Origin of the sequence: Ramlibacter henchirensis, assembly GCF_004682015.1 — a bacterium.
GTDB classification, from domain to species: Bacteria; Pseudomonadota; Gammaproteobacteria; order Burkholderiales; family Burkholderiaceae_C; genus Ramlibacter; species Ramlibacter henchirensis.
This window is the reverse complement of the sequence record NZ_SMLM01000001.1, coordinates 696,325-719,420: the sequence shown is the minus strand read 5'-3', so window position 1 is coordinate 719,420 and position 23,096 is coordinate 696,325. Positions and strand designations below refer to the sequence as shown.

General features: G+C 68.6%; 22 protein-coding genes and 2 tRNA genes. 12 read left to right on the top strand and 12 right to left on the bottom strand.

Going from position 1 to position 23,096, the window contains the following annotated elements; all coding sequences use genetic code 11:
- Window position 1: 1 nt before the first annotated feature.
- The 4 genes from EZ313_RS03575 to EZ313_RS03560 all read right to left on the bottom strand — a co-directional run bounded on the left by EZ313_RS03575 (window position 2) and on the right by EZ313_RS03560 (window position 4,889).
- Window positions 2-526, bottom strand: coding sequence for an aromatic-ring-hydroxylating dioxygenase subunit beta (locus EZ313_RS03575; RefSeq protein WP_135261832.1), 525 nt, complete (start codon window positions 524-526; stop codon window positions 2-4).
- Window positions 523-1,848, bottom strand: a complete 1,326-nt coding sequence (locus EZ313_RS03570) for an aromatic ring-hydroxylating dioxygenase subunit alpha (RefSeq protein ID WP_135261831.1) — start codon at window positions 1,846-1,848, stop codon at window positions 523-525. The genes EZ313_RS03575 and EZ313_RS03570 overlap by 4 nt, the downstream gene beginning before the upstream one ends.
- A 94-nt stretch (window positions 1,849-1,942) precedes the next feature.
- Window positions 1,943-2,404, bottom strand: coding sequence for a tetratricopeptide repeat protein (locus EZ313_RS03565; protein ID WP_135261830.1), 462 nt, complete (start codon window positions 2,402-2,404; stop codon window positions 1,943-1,945).
- A gap of 88 nt (window positions 2,405-2,492) precedes the next feature.
- Entirely contained in the window at window positions 2,493-4,889 is a 2,397-nt protein-coding gene (locus EZ313_RS03560; protein WP_135261829.1) for a UvrD-helicase domain-containing protein, read from the bottom strand.
- 31 nt (window positions 4,890-4,920) lie between these two features.
- Here EZ313_RS03560 and EZ313_RS03555 point away from each other — a divergent pair, with 31 nt between their 5' ends.
- A complete protein-coding gene (locus EZ313_RS03555; RefSeq protein WP_135261828.1) occupies window positions 4,921-5,613 on the top strand; it encodes a hypothetical protein in 693 nt (230 codons plus the stop codon).
- Window positions 5,614-5,735: 122 nt separating this feature from the next.
- Entirely contained in the window at window positions 5,736-6,713 is a 978-nt protein-coding gene (locus EZ313_RS03550) for a GMP reductase (RefSeq protein WP_135261827.1), read from the top strand.
- Here the strand turns inward: EZ313_RS03550 and EZ313_RS03545 are convergent, their stop codons facing one another.
- Window positions 6,714-7,565, bottom strand: a complete 852-nt coding sequence (locus EZ313_RS03545) for an alpha/beta hydrolase (RefSeq protein WP_135261826.1) — start codon at window positions 7,563-7,565, stop codon at window positions 6,714-6,716.
- A gap of 67 nt (window positions 7,566-7,632) precedes the next feature.
- Between EZ313_RS03545 and EZ313_RS03540 the strand changes: the two genes are divergently transcribed.
- The 4 genes from EZ313_RS03540 to EZ313_RS03525 all read left to right on the top strand — a co-directional run bounded on the left by EZ313_RS03540 (window position 7,633) and on the right by EZ313_RS03525 (window position 10,683).
- The gene (locus EZ313_RS03540) at window positions 7,633-8,316 is read left to right on the top strand and encodes a GntR family transcriptional regulator (protein ID WP_135261825.1); all 684 of its coding nucleotides are present in this window, start codon (window positions 7,633-7,635) and stop codon (window positions 8,314-8,316) included.
- A gap of 10 nt (window positions 8,317-8,326) precedes the next feature.
- Window positions 8,327-9,208: a phytanoyl-CoA dioxygenase family protein gene (locus EZ313_RS03535; protein ID WP_135261824.1), complete on the top strand. Its 882-nt coding sequence runs from the start codon at window positions 8,327-8,329 to the stop codon at window positions 9,206-9,208.
- Window positions 9,208-10,566 (top strand): NAD(P)H-dependent oxidoreductase, encoded by a 1,359-nt coding sequence (locus EZ313_RS03530; protein ID WP_135261823.1) that lies wholly within the window; start codon window positions 9,208-9,210, stop codon window positions 10,564-10,566. The genes EZ313_RS03535 and EZ313_RS03530 overlap by 1 nt, the downstream gene beginning before the upstream one ends.
- Before the next feature lie 41 nt (window positions 10,567-10,607).
- Window positions 10,608-10,683 (top strand) — tRNA-Ala (locus tag EZ313_RS03525).
- Between the two features lie 68 nt (window positions 10,684-10,751).
- Here EZ313_RS03525 and EZ313_RS03520 read toward each other — a convergent pair.
- Complete coding sequence (locus tag EZ313_RS03520) at window positions 10,752-11,198, bottom strand: CopD family protein (protein WP_135261822.1); 447 nt, start codon at window positions 11,196-11,198, stop codon at window positions 10,752-10,754.
- Between the two features lie 168 nt (window positions 11,199-11,366).
- On the opposite strand from EZ313_RS03520, the gene EZ313_RS03515 reads away from it, so the two are divergent.
- The gene (locus tag EZ313_RS03515; RefSeq protein ID WP_135261821.1) at window positions 11,367-11,921 is read left to right on the top strand and encodes a hypothetical protein; all 555 of its coding nucleotides are present in this window, start codon (window positions 11,367-11,369) and stop codon (window positions 11,919-11,921) included.
- Here the strand turns inward: EZ313_RS03515 and EZ313_RS03510 are convergent.
- On the bottom strand, window positions 11,918-13,420 hold the full coding sequence (locus tag EZ313_RS03510; RefSeq protein WP_135261820.1) for a leucyl aminopeptidase: 1,503 nt from the start codon (window positions 13,418-13,420) through the stop codon (window positions 11,918-11,920). The two genes, EZ313_RS03515 and EZ313_RS03510, sit on opposite strands and share 4 nt — an antisense overlap.
- Window positions 13,421-13,450: 30 nt before the next feature.
- Window positions 13,451-14,932 carry a RimK family protein gene (locus EZ313_RS03505; protein WP_135261819.1) on the bottom strand — a complete coding sequence of 494 codons (1,482 nt, stop codon included), beginning with the start codon at window positions 14,930-14,932 and terminating at the stop codon, window positions 13,451-13,453.
- Between the two features lie 297 nt (window positions 14,933-15,229).
- On the opposite strand from EZ313_RS03505, the gene EZ313_RS03500 reads away from it, so the two are divergent.
- A tRNA-Lys gene (locus EZ313_RS03500) sits at window positions 15,230-15,305 on the top strand.
- A 254-nt stretch (window positions 15,306-15,559) separates the two neighbouring features.
- Here EZ313_RS03500 and EZ313_RS03495 read toward each other — a convergent pair.
- From EZ313_RS03495 to EZ313_RS03480, 4 genes are read right to left on the bottom strand one after another with little or no spacing between them, the layout of a single operon-like run.
- Complete coding sequence (locus EZ313_RS03495) at window positions 15,560-17,011, bottom strand: aldo/keto reductase (protein ID WP_135261818.1); 1,452 nt, start codon at window positions 17,009-17,011, stop codon at window positions 15,560-15,562.
- Window positions 17,011-18,318 (bottom strand): ABC transporter substrate-binding protein, encoded by a 1,308-nt coding sequence (locus tag EZ313_RS03490; protein ID WP_135261817.1) that lies wholly within the window; start codon window positions 18,316-18,318, stop codon window positions 17,011-17,013. The genes EZ313_RS03495 and EZ313_RS03490 overlap by 1 nt, the downstream gene beginning before the upstream one ends.
- Window positions 18,319-18,340: 22 nt before the next feature.
- Complete coding sequence (locus tag EZ313_RS03485; protein ID WP_135261816.1) at window positions 18,341-19,363, bottom strand: aldo/keto reductase; 1,023 nt, start codon at window positions 19,361-19,363, stop codon at window positions 18,341-18,343.
- Window positions 19,360-19,698, bottom strand: a complete 339-nt coding sequence (locus tag EZ313_RS03480; RefSeq protein WP_135261815.1) for a TIGR04076 family protein — start codon at window positions 19,696-19,698, stop codon at window positions 19,360-19,362. The genes EZ313_RS03485 and EZ313_RS03480 overlap by 4 nt, the downstream gene beginning before the upstream one ends.
- A gap of 32 nt (window positions 19,699-19,730) precedes the next feature.
- On the opposite strand from EZ313_RS03480, the gene EZ313_RS03475 reads away from it, so the two are divergent.
- The 4 genes from EZ313_RS03475 to EZ313_RS03460 are packed head-to-tail and all read left to right on the top strand — an operon-like array spanning window position 19,731 to window position 23,087.
- Window positions 19,731-20,486 (top strand): ABC transporter ATP-binding protein, encoded by a 756-nt coding sequence (locus tag EZ313_RS03475; protein ID WP_135261814.1) that lies wholly within the window; start codon window positions 19,731-19,733, stop codon window positions 20,484-20,486.
- Window positions 20,483-21,211: an ABC transporter ATP-binding protein gene (locus EZ313_RS03470; protein WP_135261813.1), complete on the top strand. Its 729-nt coding sequence runs from the start codon at window positions 20,483-20,485 to the stop codon at window positions 21,209-21,211. The genes EZ313_RS03475 and EZ313_RS03470 overlap by 4 nt, the downstream gene beginning before the upstream one ends.
- The gene (locus tag EZ313_RS03465; protein ID WP_240788520.1) at window positions 21,211-22,119 is read left to right on the top strand and encodes a branched-chain amino acid ABC transporter permease; all 909 of its coding nucleotides are present in this window, start codon (window positions 21,211-21,213) and stop codon (window positions 22,117-22,119) included. The genes EZ313_RS03470 and EZ313_RS03465 overlap by 1 nt, the downstream gene beginning before the upstream one ends.
- Window positions 22,120-22,133: 14 nt before the next feature.
- Complete coding sequence (locus EZ313_RS03460) at window positions 22,134-23,087, top strand: branched-chain amino acid ABC transporter permease (RefSeq protein ID WP_135263556.1); 954 nt, start codon at window positions 22,134-22,136, stop codon at window positions 23,085-23,087.
- Window positions 23,088-23,096: the final 9 nt, after the last annotated feature.

The following is a 23,096-nucleotide window of genomic DNA, read 5'->3' as shown; positions in this document are numbered from 1 at the left end:
TTCAGATCGGATAGATCAGCGAGTTGAGGACCATCTCGCTGTCATAGATGCAGCGCCGGCTGCGAAGGCGCAGGCCGTCCGGGGTGCGGACGATCTCGTCGATGTAGCGGCCGACGTTGTAGACCTCGCTCGCATCGCCCGGCCGGGTGCGGAAGACCGCGTAATGCGCCTGGGCCCGAACCAGGCCCCCTTCGTCACCGTCCTGCACCGGCAGCACCCGCGCCGGGCCCACCACGTGGCGCGTGTAGTACGGCCGGTGGAAGATGGTCTGCGTCACTCCGTACACCCGGTCCTTCATCATCCCGCGGCTCTCCAGCGCGATCAGCGCGAGCGGCAGGCCGCGGTCGAAGTTCTCGCGCGCCTGCACCGTGTAGCGGCCCTCTTCCACGAAGAAGCCGGGCCAGTCGTCGAACCGTCTTTCATCCAGCGCCGCAGCGTAGTCGGCGTTGAAGCGGTCGATCTCCCGTTCGAGGAGAAGCGCTTCGACGAGCTCGGGCCGCAGGAACCCGGGAACGGCCGCCGTCATACGCCCATCACCTTGCGCCAGTAGGCGTACATGCTGCGGATCAGGGTCTCGGTGACCATGTGCTCGGTGCCGCCGGTGCCGGTGCCACCGAGTTCGCACAGCGTGCTGCCCTCCTCGCCCCACTGGCGGAAGCCGTCCTGGCTGAACTCGATCACCTCGCCGTCGTCGGCGCTCACGAAACCGGCGGGGCCGAACAGGTTGGCCTGGCGCAGGCGGCGCTGCGTCATCTCGGGCGTGTCGTCGGCGAAGCCGAAATGCGTCCAGACGAAATCGAACTCGCCTTCGCCGCGCGGCACGATGTGGCGGGTGGAGAGGGAGTTGACCTGCTGCTGGACGATCACGCTGGGGAACAGCGTCATCATCGTGACGGTGGGATTGATCTCGGTGCCGGGGTTCGCGGGATCGGGCACCTTCCACCACGGCTCCGGGACCACGTCCAGCAGCCGCGCGTCGTTCAGGACCATGTTGGCCTTGAACGAGGTGACGCCCTCGGTCACGGCCCTGTTCTCGCCGCCTTCGTTGCGGCGCGAGACCATCACCGCATGACGCCCGTGGTCGTCCATCACCATGCGGCTCTTCTGGTCGGCACGCCACAGCCCGAAGGTGACGAACCAGGTGTGCAGCAGGCCCGGGTGGTACGGGTCCTTGATGTTCTCCATCATCAGCTTCCAGTTGCCCGGAATCCGCTGGCGGTTGTAGCCCAGCAGACTCAGCTCACGCCCTTTGAAGATGCGGTCGAGCCACGGAAGGATGTTGGGCCCGAGATAGTCGGCCAGCGGCTCGGCCTCCTCGCTGAACGTTGCGAACACGAGGCCGTGCAGCACCTCCACGCGCAGCCGCGTGAGACCGTGCGCCTTGAGGTCGAAGTCGGGCGGCATGCCGCCCTGCACGCACGGCGTGCCGTCGGCCTCCGTGGCCTTGACGCCTTCCTTGAACGGCAGCCCGGCCAGTTCGCCATTGAGCTTGTAGGTCCACTGGTGATAGGGGCAGACGAAGCTGCGCGCGTTGCCCTGCGGCTGCTGGCAGAAGCGCACGCCGCGGTGGGCGCAGCGGTTCTCGACGACGCGGATGCCGTGATCGGTGCCGCGATCCTTCGGCGCGACGCGGTCGCGCACCATGACCACCTGCCGCTCGCCGACCCAGGTGAGCCGGAAATCGCCCGTGTTCGGGATCTCGACCGCGAGGCCCACGTAGCTCCAGTGCGGGCCGTAGAAGATCTTCTCCAGTTCGCGCTGGTAGAGCTGGGCGTCGGTATAGGCCCAGAAGGGAACGCGGCTGGAGGTGGCCTGGTTCCAGCGCGACAGGGTTTCGGGAGCATTCATGGCGGCGGTCTCCGGGAGCGCGTCATCCCGCGCAGGCGGGGACGACGCAGGCAAATGATAAGCGTACTTATCGTTGAGGCCGCCGCCCCGCGGGCTAGTTCTTCGCCTTGTACTCCGCGATGGCCTTGGCGAGGTCCTGGTATTCCTCGCAGCTGGTGCCGCCGCAGATCTTCTGCAGCTCGGCCAGGTGCTTCTCGGCCTCGTCCGGCCTGCGCTCCATCAGGTAGGCCTCACCGATGTACTCGTGCGCCCCCTTGTGAGCGGGGTCGAGCCGCAGTGCGGTGCGGTAGTGCTCCATGGCCTTGGGCAGGTCCGGGTTGGCGCGCTTGCGGTACGAGTAGCCCAGCAGGTTGTGCACGTCGGGATTGCGCGGCTCGTCCCGCGCGGCGGCGTTGAGCTCGCGCATCGCGCGGCTCCAATCCTTGCTGTCGATGGCCTTGCGCGCATTGGCCAGGCGCTCGGCCGCGGTGGGTGTGGCAACCGTGGGCGTATCAGCCGCGTGGGCCGAAAGAGCGGCCGCGAGGGACAGGGCGAGAGCGGAAAGCACGAGCTTCATCAGGGACTCCTCCAGAACAAGACGGTGCCTCAGATACGGCGCGAGTGTCGATTCCGGATGCAGCCGCGGCGCACCGGGTTTGCCCGGGTCAGGTCACCGGCGTCAGCTTGGCGACCGCCAGCGCCAGCCACTTCACGCCGTGGCGCGTGAACTTCACCTGGGCCCGCGCATCATCGCCCTGCCCTTCGATCGACAGCACCGTGCCCTCGCCGAACTTGGTGTGGAACACCTGCAGCCCCGCCTTGAGGCCGTGCGAGGGCTCGGCCTTCTGCGCGGGCACCGGCGGGCTCGCGAACCTGTCCGCATTCCAGCCGCCGCCACCACCGCCGCCGGACCGCGTCGACGCATAACCGGCTCCGAAGCCGAACGCCGAGCCGCCGAAGCTCTGGTTCTTCGGCGTGAGCCACTTGAGCGCATGCTCGGGCAGTTCGTCGAAAAAGCGACTTCGCACGTTGTAGCGGGTCTGGCCATGCAGCAACCGAGTCTGCGAATGGCTGAGGTACAGCCGCTTGCGTGCGCGCGTGATCGCCACGTACATCAGGCGGCGCTCTTCCTCCAGCCCGTCGAGGTCGGACATCGAGCGCTCGCTGGGGAACAGGCCTTCCTCCAGGCCGGTGACGAACACCACGTCGAATTCCAGGCCCTTGGCCGAGTGCACCGTCATCAGCTGGACGGCGTCCTGCCCGGCCGAGGCCTGGTTGTCGCCGGCTTCGAGCGCCGCATGCGTGAGGAAAGCCGCCAGTGGCGAAAGCGTCTCGCCGGTTTCGGCATCGGGCGGCACGTAATCGGGGGCCGGCTCGTTCAACAGCGGCTGGTCCGGGTCGAGTCCCTGGCTCACCGGCGACTGCGAGAGTTCGTCCACGGGCAGCGCCACCGCATCGCGGCCGAAGCCCTCCTGCATGACGAAGCTTTCGGCGGCGCTGGCAAGTTCCTCCAGGTTCTCGATGCGTTCGGCGCCATCGCGCTCGGCGCGGTACTGCTCGATGAGGCCCGAGTGCTGCAGCACCAGCTCGATGATCTCGCGCAGCGAGAGGTTCTGCGTCTGCTCGCGCAGGACGTCGATCTTCGCGACGAAGGCGCCGAGGTTGGCCCCCGCCTTGCCGGTGGTGGCGCTCACCGCGTCGTGCAACGAGCAGCCGGCGGCGCGCGCCGCGTCCTGCAGCTGCTCGATGCTGCGAGCGCCGATGCCTCGCGGCGGGAAGTTCACCACCCGCAGGAAGCTGGTGTCGTCGTTCGGGTTCTCCAGCAGCCGCAGGTAGGCCAGCGCATGCTTGATCTCCGCGCGTTCGAAGAACCGAAGGCCGCCGTAGACACGGTACGGCACGCCGGCGTTGAACAGCGCCGTCTCGATCACGCGGCTCTGCGCGTTGCTGCGATAGAGCACCGCGATCTCCCGCCGCGCGGTCCCGCCTTCCGGGCCGTCGCCGCGCACCAGGTGCCGCATCTCCTCCAGCAGCCACTGCGCCTCGGCCAGGTCCGTGGGCGCCTCGTACACCCGCACCGGCTCGCCGGGGCCCTGGTCCGTGCGCAGGTTCTTGCCGAGCCTTCCCTTGTTGTGGCTGATCAGGGCATTGGCCGAATCGAGGATGTTGCTGTAGCTGCGGTAGTTCTGCTCCAGCTTGATCTGGTGCCGCACCTGGAACTCGCGCACGAAGTCGGCCATGTTGCCCACCCGTGCGCCGCGGAAGGCGTAGATGCTCTGGTCGTCGTCGCCGACCGCGAAGATCGAGTTGCCCGCCCCGGACGAGCCGTCGGGGTTGAACGCAAAGATCTTGATCCAGGCGTACTGCAGCTTGTTCGTGTCTTGGAACTCGTCGATGAGGATGTGGCGGAAGCGCCGCTGGTAGTGGGCGCGGATCGCGTCGTTGTCGCGCAGCAGTTCGTAGCTGCGCAGCATCAGCTCGCCGAAGTCGACCACGCCCTCGCGCGCGCACTGCTCCTCGTACAGCTGATACAGCTCGACGCGGCGGCGGTCCTCCTCGGTGCGCACCTGCACGTCGCGCGGGCGCAGGCCGTCCTCCTTGCAGCCGCCGATGAACCACTGCGTTTCCTTGGCCGGGAAACGCTCCTCGTCCACGTTGAACTGCTTCATCACGCGCTTGACCGCGGACAGCTGGTCCTGCGTGTCCAGGATCTGGAAGCTCTGCGGCAGGTTGGCGAGTTTCCAGTGAGCGCGCAGGAAGCGGTTGCACAGGCCGTGGAAGGTGCCGATCCACATGCCGCGCACGTTCACTGGCAGCATCGAGGACAGGCGGGTCATCATTTCCTTGGCCGCCTTGTTGGTGAAGGTGACGGCCATCACGCCGCCGGGCGACAGCTGTCCGGTGGACAGCAGCCAGGCAATGCGGGTGGTGAGCACCCGGGTCTTGCCGGAACCGGCGCCCGCGAGGATCAGCGCGTGCTCGTTCGGCAGGGTGACGGCGGCGCGCTGCTCCGGGTTGAGGTGCTGCAGGAGCGGCGACGGCGTCTCGACATCTGGGAACATGCGACATTGTAAAAAGCCGTCCGGAAAGCAAATGTCACCGCGAGCCGTTCTTCCATCCGCCTTCGCCGTCCTGGCCGTGCTGTCGCTGCCGGGCGGCGCACATGCGTTCGGGTCCTGCTCCAGCGACGGCCAGTTCCAGCCCGCCGGGTTGCTGGAGCGCTTCATCAGCGCCGACTGCGAGGCGTGCTGGACGGCCAGGGACACGCGCCGCCCGCGACAGGGCGAACTGGCCCTGGACTGGATCGTGCCCGGCTCGCGCGGCGACGACGCGCCGCTGTCGGCCGCGGCCACCCGCGATGCGCAAACCCGGCTGCTGGCGCTGCGCCGCAAGCCGCCCGCGACCTCCGACGCGGTGCACACCGCCCGGGAAGCGGAGACCGGAGCGCTGCGCGTGGCGATCGGGCCGGCGTTCAACGGCTACGTGGGCACCTCGATCGAGTCGCAGGGCGCCGGCGAGGGGCCGTTCACCGCCTGGCTGGCGCTGGTCGAGACGCTGCCGGCCGGCGTGGAGGGCACGCCGGTGGAGCGCAACCTCGTGCGCAACCTGCTGCAGGTGTCCTGGCCCGCTCAGCCCGGCGTGCCGCGCTTCGAGTCGCGCCCGATGAGCATCCCGCAAGGCGCCCGCCCGGAGCGCCTGCGCGTGGTCGGCTGGGTGCAGGATTCACAGGGCCGGATCAGGGCCATATCGGAATCCAGATGCGACCCTGAAGAACAGAAACGATAGAATTCCGCACCGGGCCCAAGCATTTGGGACCCGGTTTTTTTTGCTCCTTCGCGGGGCACGGCCGGGCCCAGTCCAAGCGTCCACTCGTTCTTCAACGATTCCTCCTCCAGGAGCTTGGGTTTATGGAAATCTTCGACTACGACAAAGTCCTGCTGCTGCCGCGCAAGTGCCGCGTGGAAAGCCGCTCCGAGTGCGACGCCAGCGTGGAGCTGGGCGGCCGCAGCTTCCGCATTCCGGTGGTCCCCGCCAACATGAAGACGGTGGTGGACGAGAAGATCTGCCTCTGGCTCGCGCAGAACGGCTACTTCTACGTGATGCACCGCTTCGACCTGGACAACCTGAAGTTCGTCCGCTGGATCAAGGAGCACGGCGCGTACGCCTCGATTTCGCTGGGCGTCAAGAAGGCCGACTACGAGACGGTGGACCGCCTCGCGGCCGAGGGCCTGGCGCCCGAGTACGTGACGATCGACATCGCGCACGGCCATGCCGACACGGTGAAGAACATGATCACGCACCTCAGGGCGAAGCTGCCGTCGACCTTCATCATCGCGGGCAACGTCGGCACACCCGAAGCCGTGATCGACCTGGAGAACTGGGGCGCCCACGCCACCAAGGTCGGCATCGGCCCCGGGAAGGTGTGCATCACGCGCATGAAGACCGGCTTCGGCACGGGCGGCTGGCAGCTGTCGGCGCTCAAGTGGTGTGCCCGCGTGGCCACCAAGCCCATCATCGCGGACGGCGGCATCCGTGAGCACGGCGACATCGCCAAGAGCGTGCGCTTCGGCGCGACCATGGTGATGATCGGCTCCATGCTCGCCGGCCACGAGGAGTCGCCCGGCCAGACGGTGGAAGTCGACGGCCGCCTGTACAAGGAGTACTACGGCAGCGCATCCGACTTCAACAAGGGCGAGTACAAGCACGTCGAGGGCAAGCGCATCCTCGAGCCGGTGAAGGGCACGCTCGCCGCCACCCTGCGGGAGATGCAGGAGGACGTCCAGAGCTCGATCAGCTACGCGGGCGGGCGCAAGCTGCTGGATATCCGCAAGGTCAACTACGTCATCCTCGGCGGCGACAACGCAGGGGAACACCTGCTGATGTGATCAGCGCCAGACCAGCTCCAGCGCCAGCTGCTGGAGCGGGTGCCCCGGCGCAGCCAGCGCCTCCAGCACGCTGAAGTGGTTGAGGTCCGGCAGCGCCTCGCAGACCTCCACCACCTCTTCGCCCCACGCATCGCGGATCAGCCGGTTCTGCCGGATGAACTCCTCGCTCTCGTCCGCGCCGCAGACAGCGTAGAGCGTGGCGCCGCGCGGCGCGGATATCAGCGCCGGGCTGCAACGCAGCGCGTCTTCGTCGGTGAGCCGCAGCGTCTCCTGCAGGAAGGGCGTGCGCTGGATCGGATGCAGGTCGTGCAGCCCCGAGATGGACAGGCCCTTCGCGACGACGTCCGACGGGAGCTCGGAATCCAGCGCCTGCCAGTCGCACGCCAGCATCATGGCGGTGAGGTGCCCGCCGGCCGAATGGCCCATCACCGTGATCTGCCGCGGATCGCCGCCGTAGTCCGGCGCGTGCTTCCACGCCCACGCCACCGCGCGCGCGCACTGCAGCACGATCTGCGGAATGGTCACCGCGGGGCACAGGTCGTAGTTGGGGACCATCACGCAGGCGCCCGACTCCTGGAAGGGCGCGGCGACGAAGGAGTGGTCGCTCTTGTCCAGCGAGCGCCAGTAGCCGCCATGCAGGAAGACGACGGTCTGCGCGCGGGCGCGCGGCGCCGGGAACACGTCCACCTTGTCGTTCGCGCCCGGCCCGAAGGGCACGTCTAGAACGCACTCGCAGGCCTCTCGCGCGATCTTCGATGCGCGCCGCCAGCGGTCGAAATGCTCGGGATGCTCGGGCACCAGCGCCCGGTTGTTGTACATGCGGTCGTGCCACTGGCTGTCGTGCTCTTCCATGCCGTCCTTGACCTTTCGCGCCGATTCGGCGTATTCTGTATACAGAGTTCAGAACCTGCGCCACCCCATGACGCCCAAGCTCGTCCGCATCGAAGCAGCACCCGACCTGGTGGACCAGGTCTACCGCAGCCTGCTGGACGCGATCAGCGAAGGCGCCCTCGCACCGGGGCAGCGCATCACCCAGGAAGATATCGCAGAGCAACTGGCCGTGTCGCGCCAGCCCGTGCTGCAGGCGCTGCGGCTGCTCAAGAAGGACGGCTTCGTGCAGGACGCGCCCGGCCGAGGGCTGCTCGTCACGCCGCTCGATGCGCAGTGGACGATCAACGTCTACCAGGTACGCGGCGCGCTCGATGCCCTGGCCGCGCGGCTGGCCGCGGCGTCGCGCTTCCGGCTCGACCCCAGGCTGATCGAGCAGGGCCGCAAGGCCGCGCGCGGGCGCAACGTCAAGGCCATGATCGATGCGGACCTGGCCTTTCACGACGCGATCTACGCGGCTTCGGGCAATCCGCTCATCGAGCAGAGCGCGCACCAGCACTGGCGCCACCTGCGCCGCGTGATGGGCGCGGTGCTGCAGCAGTCGCGCCAGCGCGAGCCCGTTTGGGACGAACACGAAACGATCGCAAAAGCCATCGCCGCGGGCGACGGCGACACGGCCGCCCGCCTGATGCAGGACCACAGCCGGCAGGCCGCGCAGAACCTGGCGCGGCGGATGGCCGAGACCCTCACCTCCCCTACCCTTCAGACCCGATAGGAGACAAGCCATGCAATTGACGAAGGAGCAACTCGAGCATTTCGACCGGGAGGGCTACCTGTTCTTCCCCAGCCTGTTCTCGCCGCAGGAGACCCAGAAGCTGCTGGACGCCGTGCCCGAGCTGTACAGCCGGCGCGAGGCGTACAACGTGCGCGAAAAAGGCAGCGACGCGGTGCGCACCAACTTCGCGGGGCACCTGGTGAGCGAGCCTTTCGCCCGGCTGGCGCGGCATCCACGCATGGTGCAGCCGGTCGTGGACCTGTTCGGCGAGCAGGTCTACATGCACCAGTTCAAGATCAACGGGAAGATGGCCTTCGAGGGCGACGTCTGGCAGTGGCACCAGGACTACGGCACCTGGCTCAATGACGACCTGATGCCTACCGAGCGCGCGATGAACGTCGCGATCTTCCTGGACGACGTCAACGAGTACAACGGCCCGCTGATGTTCATCCCGGGCAGCCACAAGAAGGGCGTGGTCGAAGCCAGGCACGACCTCACCACCACCAGCTATCCGCTCTGGACCGTGGACAACGACCTCATCGCGCAACTGGTCGAACGCGCGGGCGGCAAGAACGGTGGCATCGTCAGCCCGAAGGGGCCGGCCGGGTCGATGATCCTGTTCCACAGCTGCCTGCTGCATGCGTCCAGCAGCAACCTGTCGCCGTGGAACCGCGTGAGCGTCTACCTGAGCCTGTGCGCCGTGTCCAACCACATCCGCCGCTTCAAGCGGCCCGAGTACATCGCGCACCGCGACTTCACGCCGATCGAGTGCCTGCCGGATGACTGCCTGCTGAAGGACTACCCGGTCGACGTCCCCTGGAAGAACGGCCTGCCGCCCAGCGCGCTGCAGACCAGCAGCGTCCCGATCGACGAGATGAGGAAGGCGGCCTGATGAATCTGCACGCCAAGCTCCAGCGGCGGCAGGCCGAGGGCCGGCCGATCCGCGTCGGCCTGATCGGCGCGGGCAAGTTCGGCTCCATGTACCTGGCGCAGGTACCGCGCACGCCCGGCGTCCACCTGGCCGGCATCGCCGACCTGTCGCCGGCCAACGCGCGCGCCAACCTCGCCCGCGTGGGTTGGGAACCGGCGCGAACGGAAGCAGCGTCGCTGGACGCCGCAGTGAAGGCGGGCACCACGCACGTCGGCGAAGACTGGCAGGCGCTGGTGCGGCATCCGGCCATCGACGTCATCGTCGAATGCACCGGACACCCGATCGCCGCGGTCGACCACTGCCTCGAAGCCTTCGCGCACGGCAAGCACGTGGTGAACGTGACGGTGGAAGCCGATGCGTTCTGCGGCCCGCTGCTGGCGCGCAAGGCAGCCGAGGCCGGCGTGGTGTATTCGCTCGCCTTCGGCGACCAGCCGGCGCTGATCTGCGACCTGGTGGACTGGGCGCGCACCTGCGGCTTCCCCGTGGTGGCGGCCGGACGCGGCCACAAATGGCTGCCGCATTTCAGCGAGTCGACGCCGGAAACGGTTTGGGGCTACTACGGTCTGACGCCCGAGCAAGCGAAACGCGGCGGCTTGAACCCGAAGATGTTCAACAGCTTCCTGGACGGATCGAAGCCTTCGATCGAGAGCACCGCCGTGTCGAACGCGACGGGCCTCGCGGTTCCGAGCAACGGCTTGCTGTACCCGCCCGCGAGCGTCGAGGACATTCCGTACGTCACGCGTCCGAAGAGCGAGGGCGGCGTGCTCGAACGCAAGGGCATGGTCGAAGTGATCTCCTCGCTGGAGGCCGACGGCCGCAAGATCCCGTACGACATCCGCATGGGCGTGTGGGTCACCGTCGAGGCGGAGACCGAGTACATCAAGAACTGCTTCGAGGAATACAACGCCCACACCGACCCGAGCGGCCGCTACTTCACGCTGTACAAGCGCTGGCACCTGATCGGCCTGGAAGTCGGCGTCTCGGTGGCGTCCGTCGCGCTGCGTGGCGAACCGACCGGCGTGGCCACGGCTTGGAACGCGGACGTGGTCGCCACCGCCAAGCGCGACCTGCAGCCCGGCGAGGTGCTCGACGGTGAGGGCGGCTACACCGTGTGGGGCAAGCTGTTGCCGGCCGAGAAGTCGGCGCGCCTCGGCGGCGTGCCGCTGGGCCTGGCCCACGACGTGAAGGTCGTGCGTCCGGTGCGCAAGGGCCAGAGCCTGAGCTGGTCGGATGTGGCGATCGACACGAGCACCCGTGCGTGGCAGGTGCGCAAGCAGATGGAAGACCTGTTCGCGCCGCCCGTGTTGAAGGCCGCGTGATTCGAAACGCGCCCCGCTTGCGCTAGAATACGTGTCGTTGTGGGGGGGTAGCTCAGCTGGGAGAGCGTCGCGTTCGCAATGCGAAGGTCGGGAGTTCGATCCTCCTCCTCTCCACCACAATCTTTCCAAGGCCTTGCTCTGCAAGGCCTTTTTTCTTTTCCGCCGGCGAGCTGTGCAGTGGGTGCTCAGCGCCAGAGGAGCACGGCCAGGATCGCCATCCAGCCGAGCGCAAAGTTGATCCGCACGAGCAGCGCGATCTGCCCCATGCGGAGCGCCCCTTCGGGCCAGTCGGACGCGGCCACCGCTCGCCGTAGCCGGCGGTAGGGAGCGGCCACGATATGGGCGAACAGCAGCATCATGACTGCGCCGATGCCCGCCATCGCATGCCAGCCGCGCGGCATGCCTTGCCCCCAGGCGGAAAACATCACCGCGCCGCCGGAGAGCAGCAGCACGACGATCGAGATACCCACCACCGGGAAAAAGCGGCGCAGCACGTCGGTCAGCAGTCGAAGGCGCTCGGCCGGCTGCAGCGTTGCGGCGGCAGCCGGACGCAGGGCAAGCAGCATGAAGCCCATGCCGCCCATCCAGAAAATCGCGCCGGCCAGATGGAAGAAGAGAAGGAGGTTGCGCATGCGTGCCCGCGTTGGTGAAGCCGCGATTGTGCTGGCCCTCGAAGTCGTGGAGATGTCCCGCTCGCCGAACTCCCGTCGCATGTGCCTGGTGTCCACCTGCACCCTTCTTCGCGCTCGTTGTTGCAAGCGCAAACAGGAAACGGGCTCGCAGCATGAGAAAGTCGGCTTATGGATGAGATAGCCATTTACCTTCTGTTGGGTGCCGGTGGCGCCCTGGTCGCGACCCTTTTTCTGATGACGCTCAAGGACGCGTGGGTGCATCACGTGCTGCCACTGTTGCGCAACTGGAGGTATCGAGGGGACAGGATTGCCGGCGTGTGGACCGGCTTGGGCAGTGCACCGGTCCCGACCGCGGGGGAATGGACCGAAATCCGCCTGAGCCTCGAGCAACAAGCGCGTGATCTGCGCGGGCTCCTCTGGATCCGGCATTGTTCCGGCGACCGCAGCGCGAAACTGCAGGTGCACCTGGAAGGCAGGATATCGGACGGGTATGTCACGCTCGGACCGTCGCCGGGCGGTGACGCGCCTTTGCTGGCGGCCACCGCACTGCTGAAGATCCAGGACCGCGGTTCGTCCCTGGACGGCCAGCTCGTCTACCGCGACGTCCAGACGGACGCCATTCAGGGCATCCACGTGTCCGTGCATCGCACGGCATCCATGGCGTTGCCGTGGATGCGCCCCCTCGTGGCCGCTGCCGAAAGCGCCCAGGCGGAGTACATCTAACAGCGTCGCCGCTTGTCCGCGCGGGCAGCGAGGAAATGCGCAAGAAGCGCCACGGGCCGGCCCGTCGCACCCTTGTCCGCACCGCTCTTGGACGCCGTTCCCGCAATGTCCAGGTGCACCCACGCGTAGCCATTCGTGAACCGCGAGAGGAAGCAGGCTGCGACAGGCGCGCAGTCGGCGCGCGAGCCGATGTTCGGCAGGTCCGCGAAGCTCGACTTGAGCGCGTCCTGGTACTCGTCCCAGAGCGGCATCTGCCAGGCGCGGTCCCACGCTTCTTCGCCCGCCTCCAGGACTTCGCGCGCCAGCGCGTCGTCATTGGAGAACATGCCGCTGGCGACGTCGCCGAGCGCGCTCACGATCTCGCCCGTCAGCGTCGCGATGTCGACGACGGCAGCGGGGTTGTACTTCCCGGCGTAGGTGAGCGCGTCGCAGAGAACGACGCGCCCTTCCGCGTCCGTGTCGAGGATTTCCACGGTCTGGCCGGACATCGTGGTCACCACGTCGCCGGGCTTGATCGCGTTGCCGTCGGGCATGTTCTCCGTGGCCGGAATGATGCCGACCACGTTGAGCGGCAGCTTCATGAGCGCGGCCGCGTGCAGTGCGCCGAACACGCTCGCCGCTCCGCACATGTCGAACTTCATTTCGTCCAGCTCCGACGCGGGCTTGATGGAGATGCCGCCCGTGTCGAACGTAATCCCCTTGCCGACGAGGGCCACCGGCTGCGCGTCGCGCTCGGCGCCCCGGTACTCCATGACGATGAGCTTGGGCGGCTGGCGGCTGCCGCGCGCGACCGCGAGGAATCCGCCCATGCCGAGCTTCTCCATGTCGTCCCGCTCGAGGACCTTCACCTCGAAGCCATGGCGCTGGCCGGCTTCCCGCGCCTGGTCGGCGAGATACGCCGGGGTGCAAAGGTTCGCGGGCATGTTGCCCAGATCCTTGGCGACCACGATGCCCTCTCCGATCGCCACGGCCCGATGGATGGCAGCCTCGCCCTCTTCCGCCTCAGACCGGTGAGCGACATGGAAGACCACCTTCCCCAGTGCGCGCCTGCCTTGCGAAGGTTTGCTCTTCAGCTTGTCGAAGCGGTACATGCCCTCCATCACGGCAAGCACCGCCTGCTCGATCTTCCATCCGCCGTCGCGGCCGTTCACGGGCAGCTCGTTGAGGCAGATCGTCGCCTCCGCGGCCCCTGTGGTCCGAAGCGTGTCCATCGCGCAGGAGAGCGACTTGCGATAGCTGCCCTCCAGGAATTCGCGCTCGGGGCCCAGGCCGACGAGAAGCACGCGCTCGGAGGCGATCTTCGGCAGCGCGTGGAGCAGGAGCGTCGTGCCGAGCTCGCCTTCGAGGTCACCGCGCCGGATCACGTCATCGAGAGCGTGGGCCGATGCGGTGTCGAGCTCCACCGCAGGAGGCGAAAGCTTGCGCCCTTCGTAGACCCCGACCACGATGCAGCCTGTGCGCTGCTGCTCGGGGCTGCCGCAGTTGACGCTGAATTCCATGGGTGACGGGCGGATTGCGCGCAGGCCGGTTCATGCGGCGGAGATCCGGGCCGCGCCGCTTCGGAGCTCCGCGATGCGGCGCGCGAACACGCCAAGGACTTCGCGGTAGAGCGCCTCGCCCAGCACCTGGTCTTCGTTGCCCGCGTCGATGTTCGGATTGCAGTTGACCTCGATCAGGTAGACGCGGTCCTCGACTTGCTTCAGGTCCACTCCGTACAGCCCTCGGCCGATCAGGTTGGCCGCGCGCACCGCCGTGTCGACCACCTGCTCCGGCGCCTCGCCGACCGACATCGCCTCCGTCTTGCCCTCGATCAGCCGCTGCCCTTCGGCGACCTGGTTCACCTTCCAGTGGCCGGGCGCCATGAAGTATTTGCAGACGAACAGCGGCCGCCGGTCGTAGACGCCCACTCGCCAGTCGAAGCCGGTGGGCAGCCACTCCTGCGCGACGAAGAGCTCCGACACCTTGAAGAACCGCTCTGCCTCGCGCCGCAACTGGCCTTCCGATTCGATCTTCACCACGTCCAGGCCGAAGCCGCTGTCCGGCAGCTTGAGCACGCATGGGAGCCCCAGCGACGGCACGACCTGCTCGACGTTGGCGCGGTGCACGACGAGGGTGCGTGGCTGGGCAATGCGATGCCGGCTCATCAGCTCGTGCATGTACACCTTGTTCAGGCACCTGAGGATGGACTCGGGATCGTCGATGACCGGCATGCCCAGCGACTCCGCACGGCGCACGAACTCGTAGGTCACGCCGTCGACCTCGGGGCTCGCCCGGTTGAACAGGCCGTCGAATTCCGGGAGGCGCTCCAGTGCGTCGGGCCCGATGAGCTCGGCCTCCAGTCCCACCAGGGGAGCGGCACGCAGGAGCCGTTGCAGCGCTTCCTCGTTGGACGGCTTGTGCGGTTCATCCGGGTCCCACAGGATGGCCAGGCGCGGCCGGACCGCGCCGGTGCGCTGCGGCTTGGGCGCCGACGCCTCGGCCACGAATGCCTTGGCCGCCTCCAGCAGGAATGCGCGGTGCTGCGCCGGAATGTCGGCGATGCCGATCGCCTCGAGTCCATCGAGGCGCCAGCGGCCCTCGACGCGGCGAAACAGGGCGCGCAGCAGCGGCGCGCGCACTTTCGCGAAGAGTTGCTCGGCGAGTGCCTGGTGGCGCTGCGCCGGATCCCTCCCCATATAGACGTCGAGCTCGAAGAGGTCGCTCTCATCGTGATGCAGCGTCTCGCGCACCAGCGCTTCGAGCTGGGCCGAGAGCGCCTGCACGCGGGCCTCGGACTTCAGGTCCTCGACCGTCTTCACGTCGGGAATCGGCCGATCGCCACGGGCCTCGGCGAGCAGCGAAACGTAGTACCCCCGTCCCTGATAGCGGCCGGTGCGGCACAGGTTGAGCACCCTGACGCTGGCCCCACGGCCGCTCTCGTGCTCCGCCAGGTAGCTGCGGGCGCCCAGGACAGTAGCGTCGGGAATCTCGAACCACTCCAGCTTCTTGTCGGTCACCATGACAGTGCGCATGGGGTCATGCTGGTTGCCAGCCGCCGTTTGCGCAGTCGGCTGGGGCCGACGGGCCCTGTCGGGCAAGGATGGCACCCGGGCTGTGGCAAGGCGATGAGATGGCCTGCCTGCGGCTCGATAGGCTCGGTGTGATACACTCAACACATACGTATTCACCAAGTCCAAGGACTAGCTGAACAGAGTCAAGGCCTTGTTAGATACAATAGTGGATACATTTGTGCGGGGAGTCGATATCCACTTCTCCACCACAACACCGTTTCCCAAACGCCGCCGCAGCGCGGCGTTTGTCCGAAAAGTGGGTTCTTAGCTCAGTTGGTAGAGCAGCGGACTCTTAATCCGTAGGTCGTAGGTTCGAATCCTACAGGACCCACCACCTCCCTACACGGACTCTGCATCGGCCGCTATGTAATTCCTAGCAGCCGACACCGTTCAGCTGCCGGTGACAGATGGCGCGACAGCTTCCAGCCCTGCAGTCCGCTCGGCGCGACCAGCAGGATGCCCGAAAGCGGCTTCAGCGCCCCGGAGGCTCTCCCCCCACTCGCGACGCGATCTCGGCGGCAACCAACGGCTGCTCGCCGCTCCCCTGTATCTCGCTATGCGGCGGCCTGCAGCAGCTAGCGCGAAACCCTAGGGGTGACTGACCTGTGCCTCGGCCTCGATCTCAACGCGGTAGCCTGTGCCGATCAGGGCGCCCACCTGCAGCATTGTGTTGGACGGGCGGATGTCGCCGAACACGCGACCGTGCGCCCGCGCCACGGCCTCCCAGTCGTCCACCTCCCGCAGGTACACGCGGGTACGTACCACGTCGTCCAGGCTGCCGCCCAGGCTGCGCAGGCTGGCGGAGATCTTGTCGAGGATGAAAGTCGTCTGCGCCCCTGCGTCCTCGGGCGCCACCACGCCAGCGCTGCCGTGCGTGGCGGTGGTGCCGGACACGTCGATGCGGTCGCCGTCGCGCACCGCGCGCGCGTAGCCGGCCAGCGGCTCCCAGACGCTGCCACTGTCGACACGCAGCCGGCCAGGGCGCCCGGGCACGGGTTCGGCCCGGTACACCGGCGACAGGCTTTCCAGGTGGTGGCTCAGGTCGCCCGACGCGGTCAGGAAGGGCGGCTTGCGGTACTCGTCGCCGCAATCGCCGGGAATGGGGCGCGTCTGCGCGAAGGCCTCCTCCAGCCAGGACCGGTCCTCGTCGTCCAGCGAGAACCGGAACAGGGCTAGGTTGTCGGCGCGGTGTTCCGATTCGCCCAGGCGCGCGCCGACGATCACCGCCGCGACCGCGGGCTGCTCGAGCACCCAGCGCGTCGCCACGTTGGCGATGGAAACGCCGTGCTTGCGGGCGATGCCGTCAGCCGCCCGCAGCACCGCCTGCAGCGCCGCCCAGCCGCCCGCCGCGTCGATGAAGCGGCGGTACTTCATCTTGCTCCAGTCGTCCACGCGCGCCGGCTCGGGCACGCCCAGCCAGCGCTCCGACAGGAAGCCGCCGCCCAGCGTGCCGTACGCCAGCAGGCGCACGCCGCGCGTGAGGCACAACGCCGACATGTCGCCCAGCGCGCGCCGATCCAGCAACGAGATGCACACCTGATTGCTGGCGACCGGAATGCCCTGGGCCAGTAGCACCCGCAAGTGCGCGGTATCGAAGTTGGTCAGGCCCAGGTGCCGCACGAGGCCCTCGGCTCGCAGCGCCGCCAGCTCCGCCATGGCATCCAGGTACTGCGGGTGCTCGAACGTCCACCAGTGGAACTGCATCAGGTCGATGCACCCGGTGCGCATGCGCTCGAGCGCCCGCTGCACGCCCGCGCGCACCACGTCGCGTGGCATCGGCCCCGGCCGCGGGCACCACTTGGTGAAGGCCTGCAGGGCCACGCCCTGCGCTCGTGCCTGGCCGGTGATGACCTCGGCCGAGCCGTAGTGGTCGGCCATGTCGAACGCGGTGAAGCCTTCGGCCGCATACGCGGCCATCGCACCCGCGCCGGCCACGGGATCGAGCAGCTGGCCCCCGCGTTCCATGTCCGCCACCTGCCACAGGCCGGTGACGATGCGCGGGATGACGAGCCCGGGTGCGAGCTCGGTCGTAGGCAGCATCAGCGCGGCAGCTTCGACTGCACGCCCTGCACTTCCTCGGCGCTCATCTGGCCGGTGGTGACCACTTCGCCGTTCTGGATGCGCCACAGGCGGAACGGGCCGACGATGTCGCCGTTGCGGTCGAAGTCCACCGGGCCGATCACGCCCACGTAGCGCACCGGCTTGCGGTCGCGGATCAGCTGCAGCGCCTTGGTGAAGCCTTCCGGCCCCGCATGCACCACCTCGCCGCCCGGGCGGGTGACCTCGCGGATGGCGTCGCGGATCGCGCCGGCCTCGAACTTGCCGGCCCGGGCGATGGCCAGCCCGACGATCGCGGCCGCGTCATAGGAGCGGTCGGCGGCGGGCGCGTTGGCATCGAAGCCGCCGCTCATGGCGGGATAGGCGCGGCCGAAATACTCGGTGCTCGGGGTGCGCGTGGTGCCCGAGGAGGTGCCGTACGCGTTGTTCATGAACTGCGGTCCCACGCCCTTGATCAGGTCGGCGGAGTTCATGCCGTCGTTCAGCAGGATGCGCTGGGGCCCGCCCTGCTGGATCCAGGTGCGCAGGATGGTGGTGCCGTCGCCGGGATAGCCGATCAGGTAGAGCGCGGGCGGGTTGGACTGCAGTGCCCGCGTAACTTCCGGTGCATAGGACGACTGCGCCTGGTTGTAGGGCGTGACCGTGTGGATCTTGCCGCCCAGGGCCTCGTAGGCCTTGCGGAACTCGGCCAGCATGTTGACGCCGAAGTCGTTGTTCACGTGGATCACGGCCAGTTCGCGCAGCCCCTGGTCGAGCGCGTACTTGGCCGCCGCGGTGCCCTGCAGCGCGTCGGACGTGATGGTGCGGAAGAACCAGCCCTTGGTCTGGCCTTCCGTCGCGAGGCGCGTGAGCGTTGGCGAGGAGGACGCGGGCGACACCTGCACCACGCCGGCCGGCCCGGTGACCGAGGTGGCCATGGGAATCGAGTCGGACGAGATGATGCTGCCGATGATGACCGGCACCTTGCGCAGGTCGACCAGCTGGCGGGCCTGGTCCACCGCCACGGCGCCCTGGCTCTGGCTGTCGCGCACCTCGTGCACCAGCTGGCAGCCGGCGATGCCGGCGGCACCTGCGGCGCGGTTGAGGTCGGCGAACGCCAGCTCCACGGACTTGGATGCGGCCTGGCCGAAGCGGCCGGCCGGGCCGGTGAGCGACACCACCATGCCGACGGTATGCCGGCAGCCGACGCCCGGAGCGGCGGGCGCGGATGCAGCAGGGGCCTGCGCAACGGCGGGCAGGACGGCGGCCGACGCGAGCGCGGCCAGCAGCAGGGACCAGGTGATGCGCATGGCGATGTTCTCCTTGAAGTGATCAGTCGGCCTTGTTCAGGTTGTACTTCATGATGCGTCCGTGCCGGCCCGCGCGATCGCGCTCCAGCGCGTAAGTATCGCCCTGCGGCCCGGGGCAGCGTGCCAGCAGCCGGTCGATGCCGGCGCGGTCGGCCGCGTCCAGGCGGAAGTCGAACACCTGCAGGTGCTCGGGAAGGTGGGCGGCGTAGCGCGCGCCGACGATCGCAGCCGCCACATGGGGTTGGTCCAGCACCCAGCGCGTGGCCACCGCCGACAGCCCCACGCCGTGCTTGTCGCCGATGCGCTGCAGCAGCGCCAGCAAGTCCTGGAAGGCGGCCCAGCCGCCGAAGTCGTCGATGACCAGCTTGTACTTGATGTGCGAACGGTTGGACAGCTGGCCCGGCTCCTCCGCGCCCAACCAGCGGGCGGTCAGCAAGCCGCCGGCCAGCGTGCCGTAGCACAGCAGCCGCACGGGCGAGCGGGCGCACAGGGCGGCCATCGCGCCGGCGGGCCGGCGATCCAGCAGGGAGTACTGCACCTGCATGCTCACCAGCGGCAAGCCCGCATCGAGCATCTGCTCCGTATGCGGCGCGTCGAAGTTGGTGCCGCCCAGGTGCCGCACCAGCCCCTCCTCGCGCAGGCGCGCAAGCAGCTGCGCCACAGGCACCATGCCCGGCACGGCGTAATCCCACCAGTGGAACTGCACGAGATCGAGCGCCAGCGTGTGCAGGCGTTCGCGCGAGCGCGCATTGATGCGCCGAACGTAGACCTCGTCCACCCGCGGCAGGTCCTCCAGGTCGGGCACGAACTTGGTGTGCACCTTGAGCGAAGGGTCGCGCAGCCGGTACTGGCCGATCAGCGCCTCCACCCCGGTGTAGATGTCCGCACAGTCGAACGTGTTGATGCCCGCGCGCACGAACTGCGCCATGTCGTCGATGGCGCGGGCGGCATCGACTTCGCCGTGGTCGCCGGCCAGCTGCCAACCACCGCGCACCAGGCGCGGGATGACGTAGCCCGGTGCGAGCTCGAAGGTCTCGACCTTCATGATTTCACCAGCGGCACGGCCGTCGTGTCGGCATGGCGGAAGTGCCGCTTGCCGATACGGGTGATGCGAAAGCGCGTGGGGCAGTTCGGGTCCGGGCAGGCGACCTCCGCGTCCGTGGACATCCAGTCGTTCGGATCGGTGGCGCGCTGCTTGGCCGGCAACAGGGGCAGCAGCGCCGCGAGCGAGTAGATGGAAAAGCCCTGGCCGGGCGGCAGGTGCAGCATCTCGCCGCGCAGCTCGAAGGAATCGCCCAGCCGCGCGCCGCAGAAGATGCGCGCGTCGGGCGGGCCCACCACTTCAACGCGCAGGTCGTGCAGCTCGAATCCGTCGTCCATGGCGTGCTCCGATTCAATGCAAGAATCGACGTATGTTAGTTCTGGACGGGGTGGTCAAGTCGTTCGGCGGCAATCGCGCGGTGGACGGCGTTTCCTGCTCCCTTGCGCCGGGGCGCATCACCGGCCTGATCGGCCCGAACGGCGCCGGCAAGACCACGCTGTTCAACCTCATCGCGGGCGCCCATCGCCCGACGGCCGGGCGCATCACGCTGGACGGCCGCGACATCACCGGCCTGCCGCCGCACCGCATCTTCGCGGCGGGCTTGGCGCGCACCTTCCAGATCCCGCGCCCTTTCGCCGCCATGTCGGTGCTGGAGAACGTGATGCTCGCCCCCGGCGGGCAGGCCGGCGAGGCCTTCTGGCGCAACTGGCTGGCCGGCGGCAGCGTGGCGGCGCAGGAGCGCCAGGTGCGCGAAAGCGCCCTGCACTGGCTGGATTTCGTCGGCCTGTCGGCGCTGGCGGCCGAGCCGGCCCGCGTGCTCTCCGGCGGCCAGCGCAAGCTGCTGGAACTGGCGCGCGTGATGGTGGCGCAGCCCCGGCTGGTGCTGCTGGATGAGCCCGGCGCGGGTGTCAACCCGGCGCTGCTGGACACCATCGTGGACCGCATCGCCGCGCTGCACCGGCAGGGCACCAGCTTCCTCATCATCGAGCACAACATGGACCTGGTGGCCTCGCTGTGCGACCCGGTGCTGGTGATGGCGCAGGGCCGGCTGCTCGCTTCGGGCACGCCTGGCGACGTGCTGCGCGACCCGCAGGTGGTCGAGGCCTACCTGGGCGCGACGGCATGAGCCTTCCGCTGGTGATAGCCGACCTCGAGGCCGGGTACGAGCCGGGCCTGCCCATCGTGCGCGGCGCCAGCCTGGCCGCGCAGCCGGGCGAGATCGTCGCAATCCTCGGCCCCAACGGCGCGGGCAAGTCCACGCTGGTCAAGGCGGTGGCCGGCCTGGTGCCCGTGACGGCGGGCAGCGTGCGCCTCGGCGAGCAGGACATCACGCGCGTGCCCGCGCACCGGCTCGGCGCCCTGGGACTCGGCTTCGTGCCGCAGACCGAGAACGTGTTCACCAACCTCACGATCGCCGAGAACCTGGAACTGGCCGCGGCGCTGCAGAAGGTGCCGGCGCGCGACCGACTGCCGGCCTTGTATGAGCTGTTCCCGGACCTGGCGCGCCAGCGCACGCTGCTGGCCGGGCGCCTGTCGGGCGGCCAGCGGCAGATGCTGGCCATCGCCCGCGCCCTGGTTCGCATCCCGCACGTGCTGATGCTCGACGAGCCCTCGGCCGGGCTGTCGCCGCGCATGGTGGTGGAAGTCTTCGGCAAGCTGCGCGAAATCCGCGCCGCCGGCGTGACGCTGGTGCTGGTGGAGCAGAACGTGAAGGCGGCCCTGGGCATCGCCGACCGCGCGGCGGTGCTGGTCGAAGGGCGCGAACGCGTGGTCGCCCCCGCGGCGGAACTGGCGCGCGACGCGCGCATCGCCGAGCTGTACCTCGGCCGCCACGTGGAGGCCGCCTCCTGATGCTGCAGGTGCTGGCCGACGGCCTCATCGTGGGATCCGCGATCGCGCTGGGCGCCATCGGGCTCACGCTCACGTTCTCGATCCTGCGCTTCGCCAACTTCGGCCACGGCGAGCTGCTCTCCTGGGGTGCGTACATCGCGTTCACGGCGGGGGGAGCCTTCGCTGCCGTGCAGGCCGCGCCGTGGGCGCCCTTCTCCTTCGGCTGGCCCCTGGCCGCCGGGCTGCTGCTGGCCATGGCCGGCACCGCGCTGCTGGCGCTGGGCATCGACTGGCTGCTGTTCCGGCGACTTCGGGCCCAGGGCGCCATCACGCTCGTGATCGCCAGCTTCGGCGCGGCGCTCGCAGCGCGCAACCTGCTGTTCTTCTTCTACGGCGGCGTGCCGCAGTACTACACGCAGGAACTGCAGATCGCGATCGCGCTGCTGCCGCGCACCGTGTACGGCGGTTTGCGCTTCACGCCCGATCAGCTGCTGGTGCTTGCGCTCACGCTGGCCAGCGTGGTGGCGCTGCACCTGTTCCTGGGCCGCAGCACGCTGGGCCGCGCGATGCGGGCGACCTCGCTCAATCCACAGCTGGCCCGCGTCAGCGGCATCGACCCGGAGCGCGTGATGCGCGCCACCTGGATCCTGGGCGGCGTGCTTGCCGCCATCGCCGGCGTGTTCGTGGGCCTGACGGTGCAGCTGCGACCCACCATGGGAATGGACCTGCTGCTGCCGCTGTTCGCCGCCGTCATCCTGGGCGGCATCGGCTCCGTGTGGGGCGCGGTGCTGGGCGGCCTGATCATCGGCCTGGCGGAGAGCTTCTCCGTCACCCTCGTGGGCGCCGAATACCGGGCGGCGGCCTCGTTCGTGGTGCTGATCGCCATCCTGTGGCTGCGGCCCACCGGCCTGTTCGCGGAGAAAGGTTAGAGGCTGTGAACGTCATGCCCGGCATCGCCGACCTGCTCTCCTACGGCAGCTTCTTCCTGGTGTTCGCCAGCGTGTTCGCGGTGATGGTGCTGGGGCTGAACCTGCAGTGGGGCTCCACCGGCCTGTTCAACGTGGGCATCGCCGGATTCGTGGCCATCGGTGCCTACACCTCGGCCCTGCTCACCACGCCCGACGACCCGGGCCGAGTCGGCGGGCTCGGCTGGCCCGTGGTCGCGGGGTGGATCGGCGCGATGGCCGTGTCCGGCCTGGCGGGACTGGTGGTCGGTACGGCGGCGCTGCGCTTGCGACACGACTATCTGGCCATCGCCACCTTCGGCTTCGCGGTCGTCGTGCAGCTGGTCGCCCTCAACGCGAAGTGGCTCACCGGCGGGCCGTTCGGGGTGCAGTTCATCCCGCGCCCGCTGCAAGGCGCATTGGGCGCCGGCGCGGCCTGGAACCTGGCCTACCTGGCACTCGTCGGTCTGCTGCTGGTGCTGGCCTACTGGGGGCTGGAGCGGCTGGTCCGCAGCCCCTGGGGGCGGGTGCTGCGGGCGATTCGCGAGGACGAGGAAGCCGCCGCCTCACTGGGCAAGAGCGCCTTCAGCTTCCGGCTTCAGGCCTTCGTGATCGGCAGCATGCTGATGGGGCTGGGCGGCGCGCTCTACGCGCACTTCGTCGGCTACATCGCGCCGGAGGACTTCCTCCCGATCCTCACCTTCCAGCTGTGGGCCATGCTGATCGTCGGCGGCTCGGGCAACAACCGCGGCGCGATGCTCGGGGCGTACCTGGTTTGGGGCATCTGGGCCGCTTCCGGCGGAGTGCTGCGCAACCTGGTGCCCCAGGCCGAACAGGCCCGCGCCGCAGCCTTGCAGGTCGTGCTGATCGGAGTGCTGATCGCGCTGATGCTCCTGTGGCGGCCGCGGGGGCTGGTGGGCGAGGCAACTGCGGTTTCGCGGCACGCGCAGTGAGCAACGCCT

What these genes read in the sequence shown, in the direction of transcription:
- EZ313_RS03470 (WP_135261813.1), top strand. Translation starts at nt 20,483, where the DNA reads ATGAGCCTTCCGCTGGTGATAGCCGACCTCGAGGCCGGGTACGAGCCG.
- EZ313_RS03520 (WP_135261822.1), bottom strand. Translation starts at nt 11,198, where the DNA reads ATGCGCAACCTCCTTCTCTTCTTCCATCTGGCCGGCGCGATTTTCTGG.
- EZ313_RS03550 (WP_135261827.1), top strand. Translation starts at nt 5,736, where the DNA reads ATGGAAATCTTCGACTACGACAAAGTCCTGCTGCTGCCGCGCAAGTGC.
- EZ313_RS03565 (WP_135261830.1), bottom strand. Translation starts at nt 2,404, where the DNA reads ATGAAGCTCGTGCTTTCCGCTCTCGCCCTGTCCCTCGCGGCCGCTCTT.
- EZ313_RS03515 (WP_135261821.1), top strand. Translation starts at nt 11,367, where the DNA reads ATGGATGAGATAGCCATTTACCTTCTGTTGGGTGCCGGTGGCGCCCTG.
- EZ313_RS03545 (WP_135261826.1), bottom strand. Translation starts at nt 7,565, where the DNA reads ATGGAAGAGCACGACAGCCAGTGGCACGACCGCATGTACAACAACCGG.
- EZ313_RS03560 (WP_135261829.1), bottom strand. Translation starts at nt 4,889, where the DNA reads ATGTTCCCAGATGTCGAGACGCCGTCGCCGCTCCTGCAGCACCTCAAC.
- EZ313_RS03495 (WP_135261818.1), bottom strand. Translation starts at nt 17,011, where the DNA reads ATGCTGCCTACGACCGAGCTCGCACCCGGGCTCGTCATCCCGCGCATC.
- EZ313_RS03510 (WP_135261820.1), bottom strand. Translation starts at nt 13,420, where the DNA reads ATGGAATTCAGCGTCAACTGCGGCAGCCCCGAGCAGCAGCGCACAGGC.
- EZ313_RS03505 (WP_135261819.1), bottom strand. Translation starts at nt 14,932, where the DNA reads ATGCGCACTGTCATGGTGACCGACAAGAAGCTGGAGTGGTTCGAGATT.
- EZ313_RS03535 (WP_135261824.1), top strand. Translation starts at nt 8,327, where the DNA reads ATGCAATTGACGAAGGAGCAACTCGAGCATTTCGACCGGGAGGGCTAC.
- EZ313_RS03465 (WP_240788520.1), top strand. Translation starts at nt 21,211, where the DNA reads ATGCTGCAGGTGCTGGCCGACGGCCTCATCGTGGGATCCGCGATCGCG.
- EZ313_RS03530 (WP_135261823.1), top strand. Translation starts at nt 9,208, where the DNA reads ATGAATCTGCACGCCAAGCTCCAGCGGCGGCAGGCCGAGGGCCGGCCG.
- EZ313_RS03570 (WP_135261831.1), bottom strand. Translation starts at nt 1,848, where the DNA reads ATGAATGCTCCCGAAACCCTGTCGCGCTGGAACCAGGCCACCTCCAGC.
- EZ313_RS03490 (WP_135261817.1), bottom strand. Translation starts at nt 18,318, where the DNA reads ATGCGCATCACCTGGTCCCTGCTGCTGGCCGCGCTCGCGTCGGCCGCC.
- EZ313_RS03460 (WP_135263556.1), top strand. Translation starts at nt 22,134, where the DNA reads ATGCCCGGCATCGCCGACCTGCTCTCCTACGGCAGCTTCTTCCTGGTG.
- EZ313_RS03480 (WP_135261815.1), bottom strand. Translation starts at nt 19,698, where the DNA reads ATGGACGACGGATTCGAGCTGCACGACCTGCGCGTTGAAGTGGTGGGC.
- EZ313_RS03555 (WP_135261828.1), top strand. Translation starts at nt 4,921, where the DNA reads ATGTCACCGCGAGCCGTTCTTCCATCCGCCTTCGCCGTCCTGGCCGTG.
- EZ313_RS03575 (WP_135261832.1), bottom strand. Translation starts at nt 526, where the DNA reads ATGACGGCGGCCGTTCCCGGGTTCCTGCGGCCCGAGCTCGTCGAAGCG.
- EZ313_RS03540 (WP_135261825.1), top strand. Translation starts at nt 7,633, where the DNA reads ATGACGCCCAAGCTCGTCCGCATCGAAGCAGCACCCGACCTGGTGGAC.
- EZ313_RS03485 (WP_135261816.1), bottom strand. Translation starts at nt 19,363, where the DNA reads ATGAAGGTCGAGACCTTCGAGCTCGCACCGGGCTACGTCATCCCGCGC.
- EZ313_RS03475 (WP_135261814.1), top strand. Translation starts at nt 19,731, where the DNA reads ATGTTAGTTCTGGACGGGGTGGTCAAGTCGTTCGGCGGCAATCGCGCG.